The following is a 20,360-nucleotide window of genomic DNA, read 5'->3' as shown; positions in this document are numbered from 1 at the left end:
CCTCCACGTGGAACGCCTGCGCACCCTACCCCGCACCCACGACCTGCTGGCCCTGGCCGAGGCCCGCCTGCCCGGCTTTACGGCAGGGCCCAGGCAGAAACCCGCCTGCGGGCAGCGGAGGAGCTTCTCGCGTGGATGGAGCGATCCATTCGAGGCTGAGGAGGCCAAGAGCTCCACCAAGCTGGTGCGAAGCGTGGCCGCGGCCTTCGCCCAGGCCTTGCGGTGAGGGCAAAAATGGGGGCGGGAAATCCCGCCCCCATGTGTTGCCTAGGATTTAGACCCCCAGATTCCGCACCACCACGAAGAGGCCCAAACCGAGATAGAAGACAACCCACCCCACCAAAAGCCGCACTCCCAGGTCTCCGAAGCGCTCTACGCCGGGGGAGGGGTCGCCTCCCTCCTTGCTTCGTCCGGAGGCGTAGAGCACCTGGGCCAGGTACACGGTCACCGGGACCGCTGCCAATCCCGTGGCCACGAAGAAGAGGAGGGAACCCCACTCCCAGACGAAGGGGTAGGCCAGGGGGGAGTAGCCCATCCGCCCGAGAGCGGTCATGCGCATCCCTTCCCTGAGCAGCCCCACCAAGAGGAGAACCCCCAGGTAAAGGGCCAGGGTGTTGAGGGCTCCCTCGGCCTTGGCCCGGGGGGCGTGCAGGTAGAAAAGACCCGCCACTACCAGGGCTACCAAGGCCACGGGAAGGGCCAAGCCCAGCTCCCGCCCCTGGGTGAAGGCCCACGCGAGCCCAAAGGCCCCGAAAAGAAGCGCGCCCAAGCGTAAGGCCCCTTGGGCCTGCCCCTGGATGAAGGCCAGGAAGCCCTGGGGCACGTCCTCCCGACGGCGGAAGTACCAGGCGAAGAGGAGGAGCATTACCCCCAGGGAGAGGGCCGCCTGGCCGAAGAGGAGGGCAGTGAAGCGGGGAAGGTTGTAGCCAAAGAAGCGAACCCCTGTGGTGTCCGGTATCCCGCCTGGAGCGTACCACTCCACCCAACGGGAGGGGTAAAGGCCCGCGCCCGCCAGGCTGTGCATGGTGAACCCCGCCAGGAGGAGGAGAGCCAGGGCCACGTAGCCAACTCCTGCCAGGTTGCCCCGGAGGTAGAGAATGTAAAGGAAGAGGTAGCCCAGGGCCACCGCGGGGATGAAGAGGGTGGTCCAAAGCCCCATGAGGGTGGTGGCCGTGTACCAGGCGGGGTCGTAGATCACCTGAACAAAGAGCAAGGGGGCGATGCCCATGGTAATCCCAAGCCCTGTGGCCTGAACGGAAAGCCTTATGGTCACCTTGGCCAGGCGCTGCCAGTTTTCCTCCTTCCGGTTCAGGCCGTAAAGCCCGGCGATCAGGCTACCGATGGCCGTGGTCACGAAGAAAATGTGGAGGACATACGTGACCACCAGGAGGATTTGGGCAATCAGGGGATGGACCGGGGCTCCCAAGGGGTCCCGCATTGCAAGAAGGGCTTCCGGGGTCATCCTCTATCACCTCCCTGCGCTAGCCTGGGGGAAAAACTCCTTGACCAGACGTTCCAGGTACTGGGCCATGTAGTCCCGCTCCTCAGCAGTGCCCACCACGGGGTGCATGTAGGGGAAGCCGCCGATGGTCTCCAGGTAGGCCCGGATCTGGGGGGCCTCGGTCATGCCCCGGCGGTGAAACATGGCCGCTAGGTTGCGCATGCCCCCGAGGAGGGCGGTGTTCTTGCTCACCGTGTGACAGCTGGAGCACTGCAGAACCACCAGGGTCCTGCCGGCCTCCACCGGGTCTCGGGCCCCCGCAGGCCCCGCGACCTTTGCCCCAGGGGCAACAGCGAAAGGCAGGCTCTTCAATACGCCCTCTTGGTTCAAACGGCTCACCTCCGCCTTGACCCCTCTGGGGGCAAAGTCCACCTGGATGATCTGGTTAGAGGCCATGTAGCCCAGAATTATGTCGGGCTTCCGGATGGCCTCCCGGGTCCGCTCCGCTCCAAAGAGGCCCAGAAAGGCCAGCAGGAAGGCCAAGTAAACCACGCCTCGTTGTACCGCCAACTGGGGCGCCAAGAGGGCCAGGAGAAGGGTGAGGGCCACCGCCGCCACTCCTAGGGCCATCTTTATGTAAAAGACCTTCTGGACCACCTGTGGCAGGCCTAAGAGGGTGCGGGCGTGCTCGGGCAGGCTGGGCACGTACCAGAAGAGCACCAGGGCCACCCCCACCGCCAGGCCCACGAGGCCTACCTTCCCCGCCAAGGGCACCACCTCCGCCCGGGCGGGGTGGTTCTTGGGAAGGCTCGAGGCCACTAGGAGGGCGTACAGGGCTGTGAGGGCGAACATCAGGGCGAAGCGGGCGAAGAGCATGGGCCAGAAGGTGGGGTTGTAGAAGCCATCCAGGCTATGGCCCGTCTGCAACCAGTGGCCAGGGGAGAGCTTGAAGCCCAAGATGCCCACGATGATGGCCAGGGTGCCCGTGGCGGCTAGGGCCAGGATGAGGCCGATGCGGGCGTGGGTCTTGGGGTTCACCCGACCGAAGGTGTAGTAGTAGACCGCGATGCCGAAGACGTCGATGATGAACCAGAACCACTCTGCCGCCCAGTAGAAGACGAAGTTGTGGATGAGGGTAGAGATGCCCCGAGGGTTGCTGGCGGTCACGGAGAACCAGATGCCCACCCCGAACATGGCCCCCAGGGTGTAGGCGAACATGAGGAGCCTCAGGGCAGAGGCCTTCAGGTAGTCGTAGAGGTAAGGCTTACCTTCAGCCAGGGCCTTCCGCTCCACCCACCAGTTGAACCAGGTGGCGGCCACGGTCACGTGGGAAAAGAGGACGTGGGCCACGGCCACCAGGGCCACGATGAAGGCGGAGTGAAGGATGACGCCTTCCCAAACCGGATACACCGCGTTCCTCCTTTCTGGGGGTTACCCCCAGGAGGTTATTATGGGCAAGGGGATCGGGACATTCTTCCTTCACAGCCCGGCCAAGGGGCGGCCCGCGCCGCCCCCAGCCCAAAGGGAAGGCAGAACCTCAATGCTCCACCCCCTCTACCTCAAAGAGGAGGAAGGCGGAGGGCACCCCGCCCACCTCCAACCGGACCGCCCCCTTCCACCCCTCCAGTTCCACCCGCACCACCTGGCTCCGCACGGGGTCGGTGAGGTAGGCCACCCCACGGCCCAGGGCCATCCCGGGGGTAGGGGCCCCTTGGGCCCGGGGGGAGACAGCCTCGAGGCCCCTAGGGAGGGCCAGCTCCAGCCACAAAGCCTCCCCGAGCTCCCCCTCGAGCCGCCACCCCCCTAGGGAAAGTGGGAAGCACCCGTTCAGGGCCAAGGCGGCCAACAGGCCCAACAGGCCAACCCACCTCCCCATCCCTACCCTCAGGGTAGCGCCCGTTGGGGCCCCGGAGCCCCTTGCCGGTTAGGATGAAAGGGTGCGGGTGGCCAGCCTGGTCCCCTCGGGGACTCTGCTCCTCCGGGCCCTAGGGGTGGAGCCCGTGGGGGTGAGCCATGCCTGCCCCAACCCGCTGGAGGTCCCCGTCCTCACGGAAAGCCTCATCCCCAAGGGGCTTTCCCAGGAGGAGATCGACCGCAGGGTGTAGGCAGCCTACGCCCAGGGGCTTTCCCTCTACCGGGTGCGGGGAGAGGTCCTAAGGGCCCTAGACCCCGACCTCCTGGTCACCTAGGGGGTGTGCGAGGTCTACGCCGCTACCCCGCGGGAGGTGGGGGAGGCCCTGGGCTTCCTCCCCCGGGTCCCCAAGGTGTTGGAACTCCGGGGCACCCGCCTCCCGGACCTCTTCGCGGACCTGAAGGCCCTGGGGGAGGCCACGGGCCGGGAAGGGGCAGCGGAGGCCCTGGCTCAAACCCTTCGGGCCCGCCTCGAGGTTGTCTGACTCAAGGAGGCCCAAGGCCTCTTTTCTTTTTTGGCAGCAGTTCTCACTCTCAATACTTTTAAAATCCGACCGGAATACTTGACTTTTTCACTGGACCTTGGTACTCTCCCCGGTGAGGAGGTGAGGGTTGCTGTGTTTGTGGTCATGAACCGCATCCCGGTGAAACCCGAGTATGCCGAGCAATTTGAGGAGGTTTTTCGCACCCGGGCCCGCCTAGTGGACCGGATGCCGGGCTTCTTGCGCAACCTGGTCCTGAGGCCCCAGAACCCGGAGGACCCGTACATTGTCATGACCTTCTGGGAGAGCGAAAAAGCCTTTCGGGCCTGGACGGAAAGCCCTGAGTTCCGGAAGGGACACGCCAGGAGCAGCACCCTGCCCAAGGAGGCCTTCCAGGGCCCTAATCGGCTAGAAACCTTCACCGCCTTCCTGGACTCGGAGGGGAAGCGTGGCTAGGCCCGAGATAGGGGTTGCCCCGGAGTGGGCCCTTCTGAAGCGGGCCCGGGAGCGGATCTACACCTTGCCCGAAGATTTCCCCGGATTCCGAGCCCAGGTGGCCTTTTACCGGCAGGGGCTCTGGCACTTTGGCCGGGTGGCAGTAGAGGGGTTCGTCCCCCGGGTGGAGCTTGTGGAAGACGTGCGCCGCCCGGTTGAACGGGAGCTGGCTTCCCTTTTGGGGCACCGCCGCCCCGTGCCGTTCGACCAGGGGGAGGGGCGCTACCCCATGCACCTGGTGGAGGAAGGTCCCTTGGGGACAGGCATCGCCTTGGAGGACCCCTTCCACTCCCGCATTTGGGTGCGGGAAGGCAGGCTACTGGTGATCGAGCGTCATCTGCCTGAAGGCTCCTTCCGCATCCACCTCGAGGCCTGGAGGGAGGTGGAGGGGGAAAAGCTCCTTCCCCACCGCTTCTGCCTGGTGCACCGGGACCCGGGAGGTCGGATCCTACGGGTGGAGCGCTTCCGCGACGAGTACGGAAAGGTGGGCCCTTACTGGCTTCCCCTGGAGCGGGAGGTGGTGGTGGAAGCCGAGGGGCTGGAGGTGTGGGTTTTGCGCCTGGAGAACCCGGAGGTGATGGCATGAGAACTGGGGTCTTGCTCTTGGCGGTTTTGGCAGCTTGGGTCCAAGCCCAACCTTTCAGGGTGCAGGACGCCACAGGCAAGGTGGTGGAGGTTCGCTCCATAGATCGCGTCGTGAGCCTGGACGGCATCACCACGGAGATCCTGTTCGCCCTGGGGGTGGGAAACAGGGTGGTGGGCAGGGATGAGTCCAGCTATTACCCCCCACAGGTCCTCCGCCTTCCCAGCGTGGGCTATCAGTTCCGGCTCTCCGCAGAGGGCATCCTTGCCCTGAAGCCCACCTTGGTCCTTGGCAGGGAGGACGTCAAACCCCCTCAGGTCCCCGAGCAGTTGCGCACGGCCGGGGTTGCGGTGGTTCTAGTGCCCACCGAGGCTACGGTGGAAGGGGCCAAGCGCAAGATCCGCGTGGTGGCCCAAGCGGTGGGCCGGGAGGAACAAGGGGAGGCTTTGGTGCGGGCCTTGGAGCGGGATCTGCTCGCCCTGCGGGCTTTCCAAGCGCAGCAGGCTCCAAAGGGTAAGCTCCGGGGGCTTTTCATCTACACCCGTGGGCCTCAGACCACCTTCGTCTGCGGGGAGGGGAGTACCCCCGTGGGGATGATGGAACTCGCGGGCTTAGAGAACGCGGCAAAGGGTATCCGCGACTGCAAACCCATGACCCCCGAGGCGGTGGTAGCCGCCCGGCCCGATGTGATCGTGGTCTTCCGCAAAGGGCTGGAGAGCCTGGGGGGCCTCGAGGGGCTCCTGCGCCTCCCTGGGGTGGCCCAGACCCCTGCCGGGCAGAACCGCAGGGTGGTGGCCATGGACGACCTCTACTTGGGCTCCTTTGGCCCACGGGCGGGGCGGGCCGCCCTGGACCTGTTCCGGGCCGCCTACCTGCGGGAGGGTTTCGTGGAGGTGGAGGCGCGGTGACCATGGGGTCCTACTTGCTCCTTCGTGCCTTTTGGAAGGCGGTCTTGCTGCTCCTTCTCCTGGGGAAGCCTCTTCCCCAGTCGCTGGAGGAGGCTTTTGGGGGTAAGGGATGACCCGTTCCCTTACTCTGGCCTCCCGGTACCGCCTGGTGCTCCTCACCCTAGCCCTGCTCCTTCCCCTCTTCCTCCTCCTGGGGGCGAGCCTGGGAGCCTACCCCATCCCCCCCCTGGAGATTCCCAGGATCCTTCTCCGGGGGGAGGGGATGGAGTACCAGGTCCTCACCGCCCTCCGCTTTCCCCGGGTTCTGGGGGCGGCCCTGGTGGGGGCCCTCCTGGCCCTGGCGGGGGCGGCTCTGCAGGGGCTTTTCCGCAACCCCCTGGTGGATCCCGGGCTCATCGGGGTGTCCTCTGGGGCGGCCTTGGGAGCCGCGGTCTTCATCGTTCTGGTACCGGGGGCAAGTCTTCTGGAGACCTACGCCCTCCCTGCCTTTGCCTTCCTGGGAGGCCTCCTGGCCACCTGGATCCTCTGGCAGGTTGCCCGCACCCCCTGGGGGGTGCAGGTGGCTGTGCTGCTCCTCTCGGGGATTGCCCTCAACGCCTTGGTGGGGGCGGCCTTGGGGATCCTCGTCTTCCTGGCCAACGACGAGCAGCTCCGCAGCCTGACCTTCTGGACCTTGGGCGGGTTTTCCGCGGTGACCTGGAACCTCCTCCTCTCCGTTCTGCCCCTTGCCCTCTTGGCCTTGGCCCTCCTCCTCCCCCTGGCCCGTCCCCTAAACGCCCTGGCCTTGGGGGAGCGGGAGGCCTTCCACCTGGGGGTGGAGCTGGAGGGGCTGAAGCGCCGCCTGGTGGCCGGGGCGGCCCTAGGGGTGGGGGCGGCGGTGGCCCTGGCGGGGGGGGTGGGTTTCCTGGGCCTGGTGGCCCCCCACCTCTTCCGTCTGCTGGCGGGGCCGGACCACCGCTTCCTCCTGCCAGGGGCGGCCCTTTTGGGGGCCTCCTTGGCGGTGGCGGCGGACCTTTTGGCCCGCACCCTGGCCGCCCCGGCGGAGATCCCCGTGGGGGTGCTGACCGCCCTCCTGGGGGGCCCCTTCTTCCTCTACCTGGTCCTGCGGTACAAGCGGGAGGTGTACCGTGCTTGAGGCGAGGGATCTGGGGTACCGGGCGGGGGGACGCTGGCTCCTGCGCGGGGTGGACCTCACCTTAGGACCTGGGGAGTTCTTGGCGGTCTTGGGGCCCAACGGCAGCGGCAAGACCACCCTCTTGCGTTTGCTCTCTGGGGAGCTTAAGCCCGCGGAGGGGGAGGTGGTCCTCCAGGGGAGGTCCCTGGCCGCTTACTCCCCAGAAGTGCTGGCGCGGAAGCGGGCGGTGCTCTCCCAAACCCGGGAGATGGCCTTTCCCTTCACCGCCTACGAGGTGGCCTTCCTGGGGCGGCTGCCGCACCTTTGGGGGCGGCGGGAGGGGCCGGAGGACCACGAGCGGACCCGGGAGGCCCTGGAGCGGACCAGGGCCCTGCCCCTTAGGGAGCGGCTTTTCTTCACCCTTTCCGGCGGGGAGGCCATGCGGGTGGAGGCAGCGCGGCTTTTGGCCCAGGATCCCCATCTCTTCCTCCTGGACGAGCCCACCAACCACCTGGACCCCCGGTACGCCCTGGAGCTCCTGATCCTGTTCCGCAGCCTGGCGGAAGGGGGCAGGGGGGTGGTGGCGGTGCTGCACGACCTGAACCTGGCCGCCCTCTTCGCCGACCGCCTCCTCCTCCTCAAGGAGGGCCGTCCCCTGGCCCAGGGAAGCCCCCAGGAGGTCCTCCGGCCAGAACTGTTGGAGGAGGCCTACGGGGTGCCCTTCCAGGCGGTGGGAAGCGGAGAGGGGCCGCGGCTTGTGCTGGCCCTTCCCAGGGAAAGAGAGGTGCCACATGGGGCCTGACCACACGGTGGAGGTGGCCCGGCTTTCCCCCCACCGCCGCCTGGCCCGTTGCTCCTGTGGGGGAGGCACTTACCACCTCCACTGGGACGCGGGCACCTTCCGCCTCACCGAGGGAGCGGTCTGGTTTTTGGTCCAGACCTTACATGAAGCCCTGGGTCCGGAAGGGGCAGGGGTGGTTTGGCTGGGCTCGGTGGGTCTGCGGCTAGCCCCAGGGGAGGGATGGCAGCTTCTGGGCCTTTTGCAAGAGGGACTCCGCCACGGGCAGGAGGGGGCAGAGGCCCTTTACTTGCGGCTGTATCGTGCGAACTAGGGGGAGGTGAACCGTGGGACGTGGCATGATGGGGCTATTAGGGATTTTAAGCCTAGGGCTAGCCTTGGCCCAGGCCCCCTGCGAGGGCACAAGGGTTGTCCATGACTTCGGGGAGCTTTGCCTAAAGGCTCCCCCTTCCCGCATCGTGGTCCTGGACTGGCGCCCTTTGGAGGACCTTCTCCTCCTGGGGGTTACACCCCTGGGGGCTGCCGACCTCGCCGATTTCCCCCGATGGGTCAAGCTGACGCTTCCCCCCGGGATTGCCCACGTGGGGGAGCGTTTGCCCCCTAACCTGGAGAGGATCGCCCTCCTGCAACCCGACCTCATCCTGGGCTACAGCGGCTTCCAGGGGAAGCACTTTGCGGAGCTTTCCCGGATAGCCCCTACCGTCCTTCTGGACTACTTGCCTCCCACGGAGCAGCTTGCGGCCATGCGGCGCCATTTCCTCCTCCATGCCCGCATCGTGGGTATGGAGGAGAAGGGGGCGAGGCTCCTGTCGGAGCTGGACCGCTTCCTGGTTCAAAGCCGGGAGGCGCTCCGGGCCAAGGGGCTTGCCGGAAGCCCCTTCTTCCTGTTGCAAGCCTGGTCCCGGGAGCGGGTCTACAACCTCTTCACCCGGAACACCCTGGCCTCGGAACTCCTGGAACAACTGGGCCTGAGAAATGCCTGGGAGGGAAAAGCCCAAGCCTACGGCCTTTCCCGGATAGGTCCCGAGGGGTTGGTGCGCCTGGTGCGGGACAACCCCGGGGTGCGGGTGTTTCTCATCGCCCAACCGGACAACAACCCCTTCGCCGATCGGGCGGTGGGCCCCCTACTGCGCCTCAGCCAGGCGCGAATTCACCTTCTGGACCCGGCCACTTGGACCTACGGAGGACCCCACTCGGCCAGAGTCCTGGTTGAGGAGGTTCTCCAGGCCATGAACATGAGGAGGTGAGGACCATGTTGTCAGCTGCCCTCTTGGCCACCCTGGTTTCCTGGACCCTGTTCGCTCTCCTCCTGAGGCGGTACCGCCTCCGGGGGGGCCTTCACAACGCCCTTTACAGCCTGGGCCTCTTTCTCTTTGCCCTGGCGGTGAGCCTGGAGGCCTTGGCCCTTCTCCGGGGGGCCTGGTCAGGCCCCGACTACCGCCTCTTCTACTTCGCTGGGGCCATGCACGGGGTCACCTTCCTTGGCCTGGGGAGCCTTGCCCTGGTGAACCCCAAGGCGGCCCGCTCCCTGTTTTTCCTCCTCTCGCCTGTCATCCTTTGGGGGATCTACTTGGTGGCTACCGCCCCCGTGGACTTCTCCCGTCTCCCCAGTCCCTACGCCCCTTCGGGGGCAGCCTTTCCCCCGGCGGCTTGGGACTCCCCGCGAGGCTGGACCTTTCCCTTCAACCTTCTGGGCACGGGGTTGATGCTGGGGGTGGCCCTCTATAGCACCCTTCGCTTCTGGTGGGAAAACCCCTTACGGGCGCGGGGCACCCTGGTGATCGCCCTCGCTGCCGTGGTGCTGGCGGGGACGAGCAGCCTCAACCGCTTGGGGCTGGTGGGGGTGGAGGAGCTGGGCAGGGCCCTTGGGGTGAGCCTTCTCTATCTGGGGGTGGTGCTGGTAGACCGGGGGAGAAGCCTTGCAGAAGGCATTCCCTTGGGCCAAGTGGCTGAAAACAGCTCTACACCTGGAGAAAGGGCGCAAGGAAAGGACAATCATCGTGAGGAGTAGATAGATAAGGGGGCGCCTTGATCCCTTTGGAAACCTTCTTGGCAAATCTCCTCTGCTTGGTACCCGATCCCCACCCCCCGGTATGAAGAGGAAGATGCCATGCGCTCCCACCAGGAACATCCCCAGAATGTGGCCTGACGGCCGGTTTACCATCCCGATGCCTCATCCCCCCTTGGCCCCGCAAGCCCAAGGGGCACAACTTTCCCAAGAGGCACCAAAACTTCTCCGAGTCCCTCGGATGGGGGCTCACCCCTTCTGGAGGCTGGTGGCGGGAGCGAGCGAGCCTCATCCTCCTGGCGCACCGCATCATCCAGAGTTTCATTCAAGAGGAAAGGACAGGGACTTTACCCACATCTTCCTCAAGAGGAAGGGGAACCCCCCTTTTCTTGATGGACAGCACGGGGCTGGCCTACCGTAGCAAAGACACGGTGCTGCGTTGGCGCAGGGGGCAGGAGGAGCGGCGGATGCGGGGGCACAGCCGGCTTTTGGCCCTGGTGCGGTGGAGGAGGGGGCAGAAGCTTTTGGCCCCTTGGGGGGGCGGGGTGGGGCGGGCGTATGCCCCTGACCCGAGGCTTGGGGCGGGGGTGCTCCTGCGGTTTGGGCTGGGGGGCGGGGTGCTTTTGGGGGACGCGGGCTTTGACGGGAGGGAGGTGTGGGAGGTGGTGCGGGGGCTTGGGGTGTGGCCTTTGATCCGGCTGCGGGGAGGGGGAGAGGTGCGGGATGAGGTGCGGCGGGAGGTAGCGGCGAGGTGGGACGGGGAGGTGTATCGGAGGCGAGGGGTGGTGGAGGGGGTGTTTGGGGGGATGAAGACGCGTTTGCGGAGGGCTTATTTGCAGGAGCGGAAACCGCATACGGCCATGTGGTGGGCCTTTATGGAGTTCCTCGCCTACGGCCTGCGCATCCTGCTCACCCTGCTTCCCCCTCAGGGGGGTACAAGGCGATTTACTAGGCAAGCCTCACTCCGGCCCAAGACCAGGAAAGGCATAATGAACCCATGCGGGTGGCGAGTCTGGTCCCCTCTGGCACCCTCCTCCTGCGGGCCCTAGGGGTGGAGCCTGTGGGGGTGAGCCACGCCTGCCCCAACCCTTCAGGGGTTCCCGTCCTCACGGAGAACCTCATCCCCAAGGGGCTTTCCCAGGAGGAGATCGACCGCAAGGTACGGGAAGCCTACGCCCAGGGGCTTTCCCTCTACCGGGTGCGGAAGGAAGTGCTGGAGGCCCTGGGGCCCGCTCTCCTCGTCACCCAAGGGGTCTGCGAGGTCTGCGCCGCTACCCCGGAGGAGGTGGCCAAGGCCCTGCGCTTCCTCCCCCAGGCCCCCAAGGTGTTGGAACTCCGGGGCACCCGCCTCCAGGACCTCTTCAGGGACCTGAGGGCCCTGGGGGAGGCCACGGGGAGGGGGGAGGCGGCGGAGGCCCTGGCCCAAACCCTCCGGGCCCGCCTCGAGGACCTCCCTCCTCCGCCCACCAAGCGCCCCACGGTGGCCTTCCTGGAGTGGCTGGACCCCCCGTTCCTCGGGGGGCACTGGGTGCCGGAGATGGTGGTAAGGGCAGGGGGCAGGTACCTAGGGCCAGGGCCGGGAGAGGCGAGCCGGCGGGTAAGCCCGGAGGCTCTGCCGGAGGCGGAGGTGGTCTTCCTGGCCTTCTGCGGCTACGGCCTAGAGGAGGCCCGGGAGGCGGTGGCGGCGCACCTGGCCCGGGGCGGGTGGCTGGGGGCCTACCTGCGGGGGCGCCGGGCCTGCCTTCTGGACGCGGGGCCCTTCCAGGCCCTCACCCACCGGGTGGTGGAGGGGGTCTGGATCCTCGCCCGGCTCCTTAGGGGAGAGCTTGCCGAAGGCGCCATCCCCCTGGTCTAAAGCGTCCCCGCGTAGACCCACGGGGTGGAACCCGTCCACCTTCGTAGCTCAGCCAGAAAACCTCACCCCTCTAAAAGCCGCAGGGCCGTGGGCACCGCCCCCCACACCGCCTCGAGGCAGGTGCGGACCGCCCGGGGGCTTCCGGGGAGGAGGAGGACCAAGGCCTTCCCCCGGCTTCCCGCCAGGGCCCGGGAGAGGATGGCCGTGGGGGTTTCCTGCAGGGAGGCCAGGCGCATGGCTTCCCCGAAGCCAGGGAAGACCCTGTCCAACCAGGGGCAGGACAGCCTCCGGGGTCCGGTCCCGTGGGGCGGGGCCGGTGCCCCCAGTGAGGAGGAGGCGGCACCCATCCCCCAGAAGGGCCAGGACCGCCCCCTGGATGGCCGTCTCCTCGTCGGGGACCAGGCGGTAGAGGACCTCCTCGGGGTCCACCCCCTCCCCCTTGGCCACCCGGCGGAGGGGAGCCAGGGGGTTTAGGGCCCGCACCGCCTCCTCCGCTCCCTCCAGGATCTCTGGCTCCGCCCGATCAGCTTTGGTGAGAAGGAGGAGGTCCGCGTAGCGGATCTGGGCCCTAACCTCGGGAAAGGCCAGGTACAGGTCCAGGTGCAGGGGGTCCACCAGGGCCACTACCCCCGCCAGGCGGTAAGCCTCCCTCACCCCGGGGGAGAGGAGGACCCGGAGGATGGGGGCCGGGTGGGCCAGGCCCGAGGTCTCCAGGAGGAGGTGGTGGAAGCCTCCCCGGCGGTGAAGGGGGGCCAGGGCCGCCACCAGCTCCCCCTCCAAGCCGCAGCAGAGGCACCCCTCCGCCAGAGCCTCCGCCCGGCCCTCCACCAGGCGGTGGTCCAGGGGAACCTCCCCGAACTCGTTCACCAGGACGAAAAGCCCCTCCCGCTCCCGCAGGAGGCGGTTCACCAGGGTGGTCTTACCCACCCCTAGGAAGCCGGTGATGAGGGTAACAGGAAGACGGTCCTCCATGGCTACTCCAGACAAAGGGCTAAGGCCCTCTCCAGCTCTGCCCGGCGCCGCAGGATCCCTTGGCCGATAAAAACGATCTCGGTGTTCTCCTCCTCTCCTCCGCCCAGGTCCAGGTAGAGGGGGGATTCCTCCCCTGGGGCCTGCTCCAGGCCCTCGAGGACCACGCTCTCCCCCGCCTGGGAGAGGAGGGCCGGAGGGTGGTCGGCAAAGCGCACGAAGCCCTTGGCCCGGAGCACGTAGCTGGGAAATGACTCCAGGAAGCTCCAGAACTCGGCGAAGCGGAAGGGGCGCCGTTCCCGATAGACGAAGCTTTGGAAGCCGTACTCCTCGGTCTCCTTGGTGGGGGCCTGCCACTCCTGCTCCCAGTCGGGGTGCCGGACCCCCTCCTCGTAGTCGTAGAGCCCGGTGTCCAGAAGCTGGGCCGGGTCCACCGCCCCCCGCACCGCCCGGAGGATCCTGGCCCCGGGGTTGAGGGCGCGCAGGAAGCCCTCCAGCCGGGAAAGCCCCTCCTCCCCCACCAGGTCCACCTTGTTGAGCACCAGGATGTTGGCGAACTCCACCTGGTCCGCCAAGAGGGGGGCCAGGGGCTCCTCCACCGGGTTGCCCTCCGCGTCCTCCACCTCTCCCACCTCCTCCCAAAGCTGGAAGAAGCGGGAAGCGTCCACCACGCTTACAATAGCGTCCAGCCGCACCTTTTCCGGAAGGCTTCCCATGTAAAAGGTCTGGGCGATGGGCAGGGGTTCCCCAATCCCCGTGGACTCCACCAGGATGTGGTCCAGGGGCTCCTCCGCCAAGCGCTCCAGCTCGGTGAGGAGGTCCTCCCGCAGGGTGCAGCAGATGCAACCGTTGGAAAGCTCCACCAACCGCTCCGTGCGCTGCACCACCAGCCTGGCGTCCACGTTCACCTCTGCCAGGTCGTTCACCACCACCGCCACCCGCTTTCCCGAAAGGCCGGTGTGGAGGAGGTGGTTGATGAGGGTGGTCTTGCCCGCGCCTAGAAAGCCCACCAGAACGGTAACCGGTATGGGTCTTGCCATCTTCACCTCCAAAGGTGGGCCAGGGCCACCAGGGGCAGGGCCATGGCCCAAGCGAAGAGGAACTGCCTAAGGAGAAGCCCCCGCAGGAAGCCCATCCCCTCGGCCCGCCCCAAGGCCCAGAGGGTGACCAGGCAGGGGCTCAGCACCCCGGAGAGGTAGAGGGCGAGGAGGAGGGCCCCAGGGCCCAGGGGCAGGGGGGCCAGGAGAAGGGCCCCGTCCTTGCGCAGGAAGGAGGCCAAAAGCCCCAGGGCCGCCTCCCCGGGAAGCCCCAGGGGGCCAAGGAGGGGAAAGAGGAGCCGGGCCAGCCAGGGGAGGAAGCCCAGGGCCTGGAGGAGGGCGGCCAGGAGGGCCACCCCCAGGAAGAGGGGGAGGGCCAGGCGCAGGAAATCGCCCAGGAGACCGGTCCCCGCGCCCAGGACGCCCACCCCCGGCCAGGCCAAGGGTGGGGGCTCGAGGGGACCGGGAGGGTGAAGGGGCCGCTTCCTCCCGAAGAAAACCCAGGCGTAGAGGAGGCCGGAGAGGCCCAGGTACCCCAGGTAAAGGGGGAGGAGCCTGGCTTCCCCCTGGGCGGCCAGGACCGCCAGGGCTGCCCCCAGCTGGTAGGAGCAGGGCACGGCGAAGGCCAGGAGGTGAAGCCCCGCGGCGGAGCAGGCCTTCCGGCCCCCCAAGGCCAAGGGCACGTTGCACCCCAGGCCCCCCGTCAGCCGGGCCAGGTCCCACCCCCGGAGGCCCAAGGGCCGAAGCCAAGGGTCTAGGGCCCAGGCCAGACGGGGGAGGAGGCCCGAGGCCTGGTACAAGGCCAGGAGGGTGCCGTAGAGGTAGACCAAGGGTAGGGTCCAGAGGAAAAGGAGAGGTAGCAGGGTGAGGAGGCCGTAGGGCCCAAGGAGGAGCTCCTGCAGGAAAGGGTCCAAGCCCCCAGCCCAGGGTCCCAAGGCCTCCAGCCAGCTCCGGTAGAGGCCCTCGAGGCCCCCCCCCACCCACCCCGCCAGGAGGACCGCCCCATAAAGGGGGAGGAAAAGAAAGGGAACGGCCAGGAGGGAGGAGGCGGTCCGGCCCCTAGCAAGCACACTGTACCTCGCAGCAGGTGGGGTCCTCCAGCCACATCCCCTCCTCCCGGTAGACCTCCAGGGGCCCTTCGTCCTGCCCAAGCCTCCGGGCGATGGCCCGTGCCACGATGGGGAACCGGGCACGGAACTTGTAGATGAAGCAGAAGGGGCTCCCCCCGTGGCGCACTTTGGGCCCGGCCAGGAAGAGACCGGGGGCCAGGGTGGACTCGTCCTCCAGGGTGAGGAGGGGGTGGCTGTCGGGCCCCCGTAACAGGAGGCCCTGGAGGGGCTCGAGGTTCTCCCCAAAACCCGTGGCCAGGAGGGGGCGGTGGGGGGTGCGGATCTCCCCCTGGTCCGTGAGGAGGGCGTAGCCCTCCCCCTTGAGCTGCAGGGCCAGAACCTTGGCCCTTTGGAGGCGGATCCGGCCCCGGGGGGCCCGCCGTAGGCGGTCTTGGGTGTGGGGGGAAAGGTCCCGGGAGGGCTCCCCCGTGCGCCTTTCCCAGGGGGCCTCGGGGTCAAGGACCAGGACCCTTACCCCCCGCTCCGCCAGGTGGAGGGCGGCGTCCACCCCGGACTCGTACCCCCCGATCACCACCCGCTCGGGGGCCTCCTGGGCCAGGCGGGCAAAGCTTCCCACCCGGGCGTAGGGCAAGGCCAGGAAGGCCCCGGGGAAGGGGTAGCGGGGAAAGGAGAACTCCCCCACGGCCCAGACCAGGAAGGGGGCCTCGAGGGTACCCCGGCCCGTGTCCACGCGGAAAAGCCCCTCCCGGTATGCCACCCGCTTGGCCCGCCCCCTAAGGACGGGCACGGCGAAGTGCGCGGCCACCGCCTGGAGGTAGCGGGCGTAGGCCCGCCCCGTGGGGTGCTCCTCCCCCAGGGTGTAGGCGGGGCTGGTACGGGGGGCTATGGCGTTCAGGTCCGCCAGGCCGAAGCCGTTGGCGGTGAAGGAAGGGGTGAGGAGCCGGGTTTCCCGGGGCCAGCGGAGGAAGGAAGCCCCCACCTGTCGGGCTTCCAGCACCAGGGGCCTGACCCCCACCTGGAGGAGGGCCACCGCCACCCCGATCCCTGCCGGACCGCCCCCCACGATCAGAACCTCGGGGCGTTGCAAGACGGCCTCCTAAAGGGTGATCACCTGGTCCACCCTTCCCGCCAGAGCCCGGTAGAGATCGGGGAAGCAACCCACCTCCACCCCCTCCACCACATGGGGGGCCACCCGGCACTCTCCTGGCTCCCGGCGCCCCTCCCCTTCAGGCGTGCACCACCTGGGCTCCCCCACGGCCAGTCCCGGGCCACCTTGGCCAACCTTTCCCCTAGGGGGTTGCCCTTCTGTAGGATCATGGTGTTGTCGTCAAAGAAGAAGATCCCCACCACCTCGACCCCGTGGGTCCCCGCCTCCAGCTGGGGCAGGATCATCTGGCCCAGCTTGTGGCTAGCAGCCCTGGGGCTGGAAAGAATGTAGGCCACGCGCATAGTAACTTGATGATACTGACTTCTCATTTTCTTGTCAAGGAGTAGGCCGGGGGGCACCTCCCCCCGGCCCCGGGTCCTGCCCCTAGTGCTCCACTCCCTCCACCTCAAAGAGAGCGACCGCGGAGGGCGCCCCACCCACCTCCCATCTGGCCACCACCTTCCACTCCTCCAGGTCCACCCGCACCACCTGGCCCCGCACGGGGTCGGTGAGGTAGGCCACCCCGTGGCCCAGGGCCATTCGGGGAACGGGAGCCCCTTGGGCCCAGGGGGAGACGGTTTCCAGGCTTCCCACCACCCGGCGGGCCCCGGGGTCCAGCTTGTGGAAGCGGCCGTCCGCGGTGAGGACAAAGAGGGCCTTGCCCTCAGGATCAAAGGCGAAGCGGAGGGGGCGGGCAGGCAGGGCCAGGGGCTCCAACCGCCCCGCCCGGGGGTTCAGGAACACCAGGCCTTGGCCGAAGTTGCCCACGAAGAAGGGGTGCTGGGGATGGGCCGTCAGGGTGCCCACCCGGGTGCCCTCAGGGGTTCCCGCGGGGTTGGCCACCTTCCGCCCCACAAAGCCCTGGCCCCGGCGCTCCACCAGGAGCACCCCGTCGGCGCAACCGAAGGCCGCCACCTGACCTAAGACCGCCTCCCCATGGAGGCGGGGGCAGGCCTCGGGCAAGGCCAGCACCCGGCGCCCGCCTGGGGTGTAAACCTCCACCTGGCCCCGCTCTAAACCGCCCACCAAAAGGGCCTCCCCCAGGAAGGCAGGGGCCCCGTGGTCCGCGCCCCCGGTGGCGATGAGGCGGGGGGTGAAGTCCAAGCCGAGGCGACCCAGGTCAAAGAGGGCCACGGTTCCGTCCCCGTCGTGGAACACCGCCAAACGGTGCTCGTCGGCGAAGACGTGGGTGGGCCGGGGGCCGGTGCGCAGGGTGGCGGCCACGTAAGGGACCTCCCGGATGACGTCCTTGTGGTCCCCGTGGTCCTCAAGCCTAAGGCCACCCCACAGGAAGCTCACCGCATTGCCTTCCCGGTGGACCGCCAGGACGTACTGCCCCCCTGGCAGGGGGTAGAGGCTGGCCGGGGAGGGCACGGTGAAGCGGCCGAGCTCCTTCCCGTCCTCATCCATGACCCGCACCAGGGCTTCCTGGGCGTCCGCCACCGCCAGACGGCGGAAAAACCCCTCCCCGGGATGGCCGTGGCCATGACCGGGATTCTCAGAGCCGTGAGCCAAGGCCCATCCCAAGACCGCAAGCGCCAAGGTAGCCAGCGAGAAAGCCTTTTTCATCGGTGTCCTCCTTCCTTAAACCATCCCTACGGGACCCTTCCGGCCCCGACCTGGGCTAAGTACCTTGTCGTGGCCCAAGCCACGGCGGGAGCCCCAAAAGGACCATGGGCAGGCCGCATCCACCCTTGCCGATGGAACAACCTTCGTGCACGGACACTGGGTTTGCCAAAGCCTCGCAAAGCCGCTCCCGGTTCCAGCGGAGGAGGTCCAGGTAAGTGGGCACCCGCCGGTCTAAGGCGTCGGTATAGAGGACCACAAGCCTCGCCCCCAGCTCTTCCGCCAGGCGGCGCATGGGGGCTGGGTCCAGCTGGGGTTCGGCCACCACCAGGTCCACCCCCCCGAGCTCCGCCTCCCGCAGGAGGGCCACCCGGCCCCGCACCCCCAGGTCGGCCCCGTGGTGGTCCTTGAGGGCCCCCACCACCTCTAGCCCGTAACGCCGGGCCAGGTAGAGGAGGGACAGGTGCTGCACCACCACCCGGGGGCGCCGGCCTGCCAGGCAGGCCTCGAGGCGCCGGTCCTCCTCCAGGGCCCTTTGCCGGAAGGCTTCCAGGTTTCTCCGGAAGACCTCCCGCCCCCCGGGGTCCAGCCGCTCCAGCTCCTCGGCGATGGTCTCCGCGTAACGTACCCCGTAGCGGGGGTCCAACCACATGTGGGGGTCGCAATCCCCGTGGAGGTGAACCCCCCGCTCCCGGAGGCCCAGGAGGCCGCAGATGGGGTCCGGCATCCGGGGGGCAAGCTCCACCACCCTAGCCCCCTGGGGGAGAAGGGCCCGAAGCTTCGGCAGGTAAGGCTCCAGGCCCAGCCCGTTGGCGAAGAGGAGCCGGGCCCGGGCAAGCTGCAAGGCGGTGGAGGGGCGGAGGTCAAAGGCGTGGGGGTCGGCCCCCAGGGGGATCACGCCCTCCACCCGCACCCTCCCTCCCCCCACCTCCCGCACCAGCTCCGCCAGCACCGTAGTGGTGGCCGCCACCTGCGCTTGGGCCAGGGCCGGGAAGGCAAGGAGAAGTAGACCCAAGGCCCATGCCCAAGGGCGGATCCGGAAGGGGGAAAGGGGGCGCTCCCCTTGGACCCCAAGGCCCCTGAAGGGACTAAACCTCCCCATCCTCACCCCCAAAGAAAGCCTTCCAGTCCTTCACGTGCCGCCTCGCCCCGGGGGGAAGCCTCCTCAGATAGCGCCCCCGCCCCTCCCCCCTGAGGCAGCGCACCCCCTCCTCGTAGGCCAGGAGGAAGGGACGGAAGTGGGCCAGGCCCTCAGGGAAGGAGAGGGGCTCCGCCCCGGGGTGCACCTCCGGGGGATAAGGGGGCAGGGGAGCGCGGTAGAAACGCTCCTTAGGCCGGTGGTAGAGCACCCCCCGGTACCAAAGACCCGTGGAGTGGAGGACCGCCTCCTCCCCCAGGTAGAGGCTGGAGCCCACCCCCTGGGGGTGGGGGGCCTTGCGGAAGCCCAGGGGCTCCAGGAGCTCATGGGCCGCCTCGAGGCCCATGAGGTACATCACCACGGGCATGGGGTTCATGGCCGCACCAGGACCATCCGGGTCGGGCTTCCCCCCACTCGCAGGTACCGCACCACCAACCCCCTTTCCACGTCTACCTCGGCTACCTGGCCCAGGTGGGGCAGGCTGGCGTAGACTAGCCCCCGCTCCAGCCAGGGGGCCAGGTCGGGGTAGATGGCCCCGCCCGTGTCCTCGTCCATCTCTGGGAAGGGCCGGGAGACCCGGATCTCCCGGAGGAGCCTCCCCTCCCGGGCCTCCCGCACCTGGAGGCGGCCGTCGGTGAGGAGGACGTAGAGCCGCTTCCCATCGCTCTTGCCCCGGAGGAAAACTCCGCCTAAGGGGATTGGGGTGAGGGTGAGGGCCACGGGGTCCAGGCGCTGGAGGTGCTGCACGCTGTCGGAGTAGCCGAAGAAGGCCCCTTCCCCTTTCAGGAAGGCCCCGATCCGCTCCCCCACCGGATAGGGAAGCCGCCTCAGCTCCTTCCCCCCCTCCACTGCCAGCACATCCTTGGCACAGGCAAAGAAGCTCCGCCCCGTTCCCCCGTGGAAGACCTCCCCGTGCTCTATGGGGCAGGGGAAGCTGACCCGCGTCTCCTTTAGGCCCCGGTCCATAAGCATGACCTGTCCCCGGGCTAGAAGGGTGAGGTAGACCCCTTCTGGGGTCTCCAACACGTGATAGTGGTCAGGGTTCGGGAGCCGGATCCGCTCTGCCTGGAAGGGAGCCTCTGGGGCCAGGCTCTCCTCGGGGAAACGGAAGGCCACCGCGTCCCGCTCGGCAAAGGCCAGGAGCTTATCCCCCAAGGTGTAGGCCTCCGCTCCGTGGCCGATGTTCCACCCCCGGCCCAGGAGGAGGCTCTTGGCCACCACGGGCCGGCTCCAGCGCCCCTCCTCTTTCCCGGTCCAAACCACGGTGAGCCATTGCCGGTCCGTGTCCCGGCCCCGGGCGACCAGGAGGTACCGGCCCGAGGGCGTGGCCACCAGGCTCATGCCCCTAGGGGGCACGGAAACCTCCGCCACCACCTGCCCCGCGGGCAGGTCCACCGCCACCACCCGGCTGGCCTCTGGGCGGTTGTCCAGGACGAAGAGCCTTGCCTCTGCCTGGAAGCCCTCGAGCCGCTCGGGCACCGCCGCATGGCCCAAGGCCAAGGAGGCCAACCAGCCGAGAAACGCCACCACTAGCCTTCCACGCACGGCGCATCACCCCCACCTAAAGATACTGAGAATGCACTATCGTTTGTCAAGACCATGTAATTGGCCACCACATTTGAGACACCTTGGGGAACCGACTCCCTCCGTATCTTAGCCAGAAACTCCAAGGGAGCAAGGCCACCCAGGGCCATGTGGGGTCTCCTGCGGTTGTAGTGCTCAAGGTAGGCCTTGAGCTCCGCCTGTAGCTCCCCCACCCTCGTGGGCAAAGCTCGGGTATAAAACTCCTCCCTAAAGGTCCGCTGTAACCGCTCCACGTGCCCATTAAGCTTAGGAC

General features: G+C 67.9%; 24 protein-coding genes and 2 pseudogenes. 13 read left to right on the top strand and 13 right to left on the bottom strand.

The features are described from left to right. Window positions 1-226, top strand: a 226-nt coding sequence (locus tag C2847_RS12380; RefSeq protein WP_164835723.1) for a hypothetical protein, incomplete at its 5' end; no start/stop codon positions are given. Between the two features lie 48 nt (window positions 227-274). Here the strand turns inward: C2847_RS12380 and C2847_RS11605 are convergent. The 3 genes from C2847_RS11605 to C2847_RS11595 all read right to left on the bottom strand — a co-directional run bounded on the left by C2847_RS11605 (window position 275) and on the right by C2847_RS11595 (window position 3,317). Beyond that, on the bottom strand, window positions 275-1,462 hold the full coding sequence (locus C2847_RS11605; protein WP_105318495.1) for a hypothetical protein: 1,188 nt from the start codon (window positions 1,460-1,462) through the stop codon (window positions 275-277). A gap of 6 nt (window positions 1,463-1,468) precedes the next feature. Next, window positions 1,469-2,851, bottom strand: coding sequence for a hypothetical protein (locus C2847_RS11600; protein WP_105318494.1), 1,383 nt, complete (start codon window positions 2,849-2,851; stop codon window positions 1,469-1,471). A 127-nt stretch (window positions 2,852-2,978) separates the two neighbouring features. After that, window positions 2,979-3,317, bottom strand: a complete 339-nt coding sequence (locus C2847_RS11595) for a hypothetical protein (RefSeq protein WP_105318493.1) — start codon at window positions 3,315-3,317, stop codon at window positions 2,979-2,981. Window positions 3,318-3,378: 61 nt separating this feature from the next. Here C2847_RS11595 and C2847_RS12755 point away from each other — a divergent pair, with 61 nt between their 5' ends. From C2847_RS12755 to C2847_RS11540, 12 genes and pseudogenes are all read left to right on the top strand, one after another. Then, the gene (locus tag C2847_RS12755) at window positions 3,379-3,546 is read left to right on the top strand and encodes a hypothetical protein (RefSeq protein ID WP_244187468.1); all 168 of its coding nucleotides are present in this window, start codon (window positions 3,379-3,381) and stop codon (window positions 3,544-3,546) included. Window positions 3,547-3,633: 87 nt separating this feature from the next. Next, a complete protein-coding gene (locus C2847_RS12750) occupies window positions 3,634-3,837 on the top strand; it encodes a hypothetical protein (protein WP_244187467.1) in 204 nt (67 codons plus the stop codon). Window positions 3,838-3,969: 132 nt separating this feature from the next. Then, window positions 3,970-4,290: an antibiotic biosynthesis monooxygenase family protein gene (locus C2847_RS11585; protein WP_105318492.1), complete on the top strand. Its 321-nt coding sequence runs from the start codon at window positions 3,970-3,972 to the stop codon at window positions 4,288-4,290. Further along, entirely contained in the window at window positions 4,283-4,915 is a 633-nt protein-coding gene (locus C2847_RS11580) for a DUF3386 family protein (protein ID WP_105318491.1), read from the top strand. The genes C2847_RS11585 and C2847_RS11580 overlap by 8 nt, the downstream gene beginning before the upstream one ends. After that, a complete protein-coding gene (locus C2847_RS11575; RefSeq protein WP_105318490.1) occupies window positions 4,912-5,820 on the top strand; it encodes a heme/hemin ABC transporter substrate-binding protein in 909 nt (302 codons plus the stop codon). The genes C2847_RS11580 and C2847_RS11575 overlap by 4 nt, the downstream gene beginning before the upstream one ends. Before the next feature lie 109 nt (window positions 5,821-5,929). After that, window positions 5,930-6,955, top strand: a complete 1,026-nt coding sequence (locus tag C2847_RS11570; RefSeq protein ID WP_105318489.1) for a FecCD family ABC transporter permease — start codon at window positions 5,930-5,932, stop codon at window positions 6,953-6,955. Beyond that, window positions 6,948-7,736 carry an ABC transporter ATP-binding protein gene (locus C2847_RS11565; RefSeq protein WP_105318488.1) on the top strand — a complete coding sequence of 263 codons (789 nt, stop codon included), beginning with the start codon at window positions 6,948-6,950 and terminating at the stop codon, window positions 7,734-7,736. Before C2847_RS11570 ends, C2847_RS11565 begins: the two co-directional genes overlap by 8 nt. After that, window positions 7,726-8,046 carry a hypothetical protein gene (locus C2847_RS11560; RefSeq protein WP_105318487.1) on the top strand — a complete coding sequence of 107 codons (321 nt, stop codon included), beginning with the start codon at window positions 7,726-7,728 and terminating at the stop codon, window positions 8,044-8,046. The genes C2847_RS11565 and C2847_RS11560 overlap by 11 nt, the downstream gene beginning before the upstream one ends. A gap of 13 nt (window positions 8,047-8,059) precedes the next feature. After that, entirely contained in the window at window positions 8,060-8,980 is a 921-nt protein-coding gene (locus tag C2847_RS11555) for an ABC transporter substrate-binding protein (protein ID WP_244187465.1), read from the top strand. 5 nt (window positions 8,981-8,985) lie between these two features. Beyond that, the gene (locus tag C2847_RS11550) at window positions 8,986-9,744 is read left to right on the top strand and encodes a hypothetical protein (RefSeq protein ID WP_244187470.1); all 759 of its coding nucleotides are present in this window, start codon (window positions 8,986-8,988) and stop codon (window positions 9,742-9,744) included. A gap of 368 nt (window positions 9,745-10,112) precedes the next feature. Further along, a pseudogene (locus tag C2847_RS11545) lies at window positions 10,113-10,693 on the top strand (transposase); the annotation flags it as partial. A gap of 45 nt (window positions 10,694-10,738) precedes the next feature. Next, on the top strand, window positions 10,739-11,596 hold the full coding sequence (locus C2847_RS11540) for a TroA family protein (protein ID WP_105318485.1): 858 nt from the start codon (window positions 10,739-10,741) through the stop codon (window positions 11,594-11,596). A 48-nt stretch (window positions 11,597-11,644) separates the two neighbouring features. Here the strand turns inward: C2847_RS11540 and C2847_RS11535 are convergent, their stop codons facing one another. From C2847_RS11535 to C2847_RS11490, 10 genes and pseudogenes are all read right to left on the bottom strand, one after another. After that, window positions 11,645-12,568: a GTP-binding protein gene (locus C2847_RS11535; protein ID WP_105318484.1), complete on the bottom strand. Its 924-nt coding sequence runs from the start codon at window positions 12,566-12,568 to the stop codon at window positions 11,645-11,647. Window positions 12,569-12,570: 2 nt separating this feature from the next. Next, window positions 12,571-13,605, bottom strand: coding sequence for a CobW family GTP-binding protein (locus tag C2847_RS11530; protein ID WP_105318483.1), 1,035 nt, complete (start codon window positions 13,603-13,605; stop codon window positions 12,571-12,573). A gap of 2 nt (window positions 13,606-13,607) precedes the next feature. After that, a complete protein-coding gene (locus C2847_RS11525) occupies window positions 13,608-14,672 on the bottom strand; it encodes a nucleoside recognition domain-containing protein (RefSeq protein ID WP_105318482.1) in 1,065 nt (354 codons plus the stop codon). Further along, window positions 14,662-15,759 carry an NAD(P)/FAD-dependent oxidoreductase gene (locus C2847_RS11520; RefSeq protein ID WP_105318481.1) on the bottom strand — a complete coding sequence of 366 codons (1,098 nt, stop codon included), beginning with the start codon at window positions 15,757-15,759 and terminating at the stop codon, window positions 14,662-14,664. The genes C2847_RS11525 and C2847_RS11520 overlap by 11 nt, the downstream gene beginning before the upstream one ends. A gap of 9 nt (window positions 15,760-15,768) precedes the next feature. Then, window positions 15,769-16,121, bottom strand: a pseudogene (locus C2847_RS12895) (SaoD/DsrE family protein). 82 nt (window positions 16,122-16,203) lie between these two features. Continuing rightward, window positions 16,204-17,388 (bottom strand): hypothetical protein, encoded by a 1,185-nt coding sequence (locus tag C2847_RS12375; RefSeq protein ID WP_164835722.1) that lies wholly within the window; start codon window positions 17,386-17,388, stop codon window positions 16,204-16,206. Between the two features lie 55 nt (window positions 17,389-17,443). Further along, on the bottom strand, window positions 17,444-18,487 hold the full coding sequence (locus C2847_RS11505; protein ID WP_105318480.1) for a metal ABC transporter substrate-binding protein: 1,044 nt from the start codon (window positions 18,485-18,487) through the stop codon (window positions 17,444-17,446). After that, on the bottom strand, window positions 18,474-18,899 hold the full coding sequence (locus C2847_RS12370; RefSeq protein ID WP_105318479.1) for a hypothetical protein: 426 nt from the start codon (window positions 18,897-18,899) through the stop codon (window positions 18,474-18,476). The genes C2847_RS11505 and C2847_RS12370 overlap by 14 nt, the downstream gene beginning before the upstream one ends. Then, window positions 18,896-20,050, bottom strand: coding sequence for a PQQ-like beta-propeller repeat protein (locus C2847_RS11495; protein WP_244187463.1), 1,155 nt, complete (start codon window positions 20,048-20,050; stop codon window positions 18,896-18,898). The genes C2847_RS12370 and C2847_RS11495 overlap by 4 nt, the downstream gene beginning before the upstream one ends. A gap of 2 nt (window positions 20,051-20,052) precedes the next feature. Further along, the coding region (locus C2847_RS11490; RefSeq protein WP_164835721.1) for an integrase core domain-containing protein at window positions 20,053-20,360 on the bottom strand (308 nt) is incomplete at its 5' end.

This window comes from Thermus tenuipuniceus, assembly GCF_002964845.1.
GTDB classification, from domain to species: Bacteria; Deinococcota; Deinococci; order Deinococcales; family Thermaceae; genus Thermus; species Thermus tenuipuniceus.
The sequence above is the reverse complement of the archived record's forward strand: the minus strand, read 5'-3'. Positions and strand labels throughout refer to the sequence as shown.

Coding starts and splice junctions, on each gene's coding strand:
- C2847_RS11560 (WP_105318487.1), top strand. CDS start 7,726: ATGGGGCCTGACCACACGGTGGAGGTGGCCCGGCTTTCCCCCCACCGC.
- C2847_RS11605 (WP_105318495.1), bottom strand. CDS start 1,462: ATGACCCCGGAAGCCCTTCTTGCAATGCGGGACCCCTTGGGAGCCCCG.
- C2847_RS11570 (WP_105318489.1), top strand. CDS start 5,930: ATGACCCGTTCCCTTACTCTGGCCTCCCGGTACCGCCTGGTGCTCCTC.
- C2847_RS11540 (WP_105318485.1), top strand. CDS start 10,739: ATGCGGGTGGCGAGTCTGGTCCCCTCTGGCACCCTCCTCCTGCGGGCC.
- C2847_RS11505 (WP_105318480.1), bottom strand. CDS start 18,487: ATGGGGAGGTTTAGTCCCTTCAGGGGCCTTGGGGTCCAAGGGGAGCGC.
- C2847_RS11575 (WP_105318490.1), top strand. CDS start 4,912: ATGAGAACTGGGGTCTTGCTCTTGGCGGTTTTGGCAGCTTGGGTCCAA.
- C2847_RS12370 (WP_105318479.1), bottom strand. CDS start 18,899: ATGAACCCCATGCCCGTGGTGATGTACCTCATGGGCCTCGAGGCGGCC.
- C2847_RS11595 (WP_105318493.1), bottom strand. CDS start 3,317: ATGGGGAGGTGGGTTGGCCTGTTGGGCCTGTTGGCCGCCTTGGCCCTG.
- C2847_RS11530 (WP_105318483.1), bottom strand. CDS start 13,605: ATGGCAAGACCCATACCGGTTACCGTTCTGGTGGGCTTTCTAGGCGCG.
- C2847_RS11535 (WP_105318484.1), bottom strand. CDS start 12,568: ATGGAGGACCGTCTTCCTGTTACCCTCATCACCGGCTTCCTAGGGGTG.
- C2847_RS11550 (WP_244187470.1), top strand. CDS start 8,986: ATGTTGTCAGCTGCCCTCTTGGCCACCCTGGTTTCCTGGACCCTGTTC.
- C2847_RS12375 (WP_164835722.1), bottom strand. CDS start 17,388: ATGAAAAAGGCTTTCTCGCTGGCTACCTTGGCGCTTGCGGTCTTGGGA.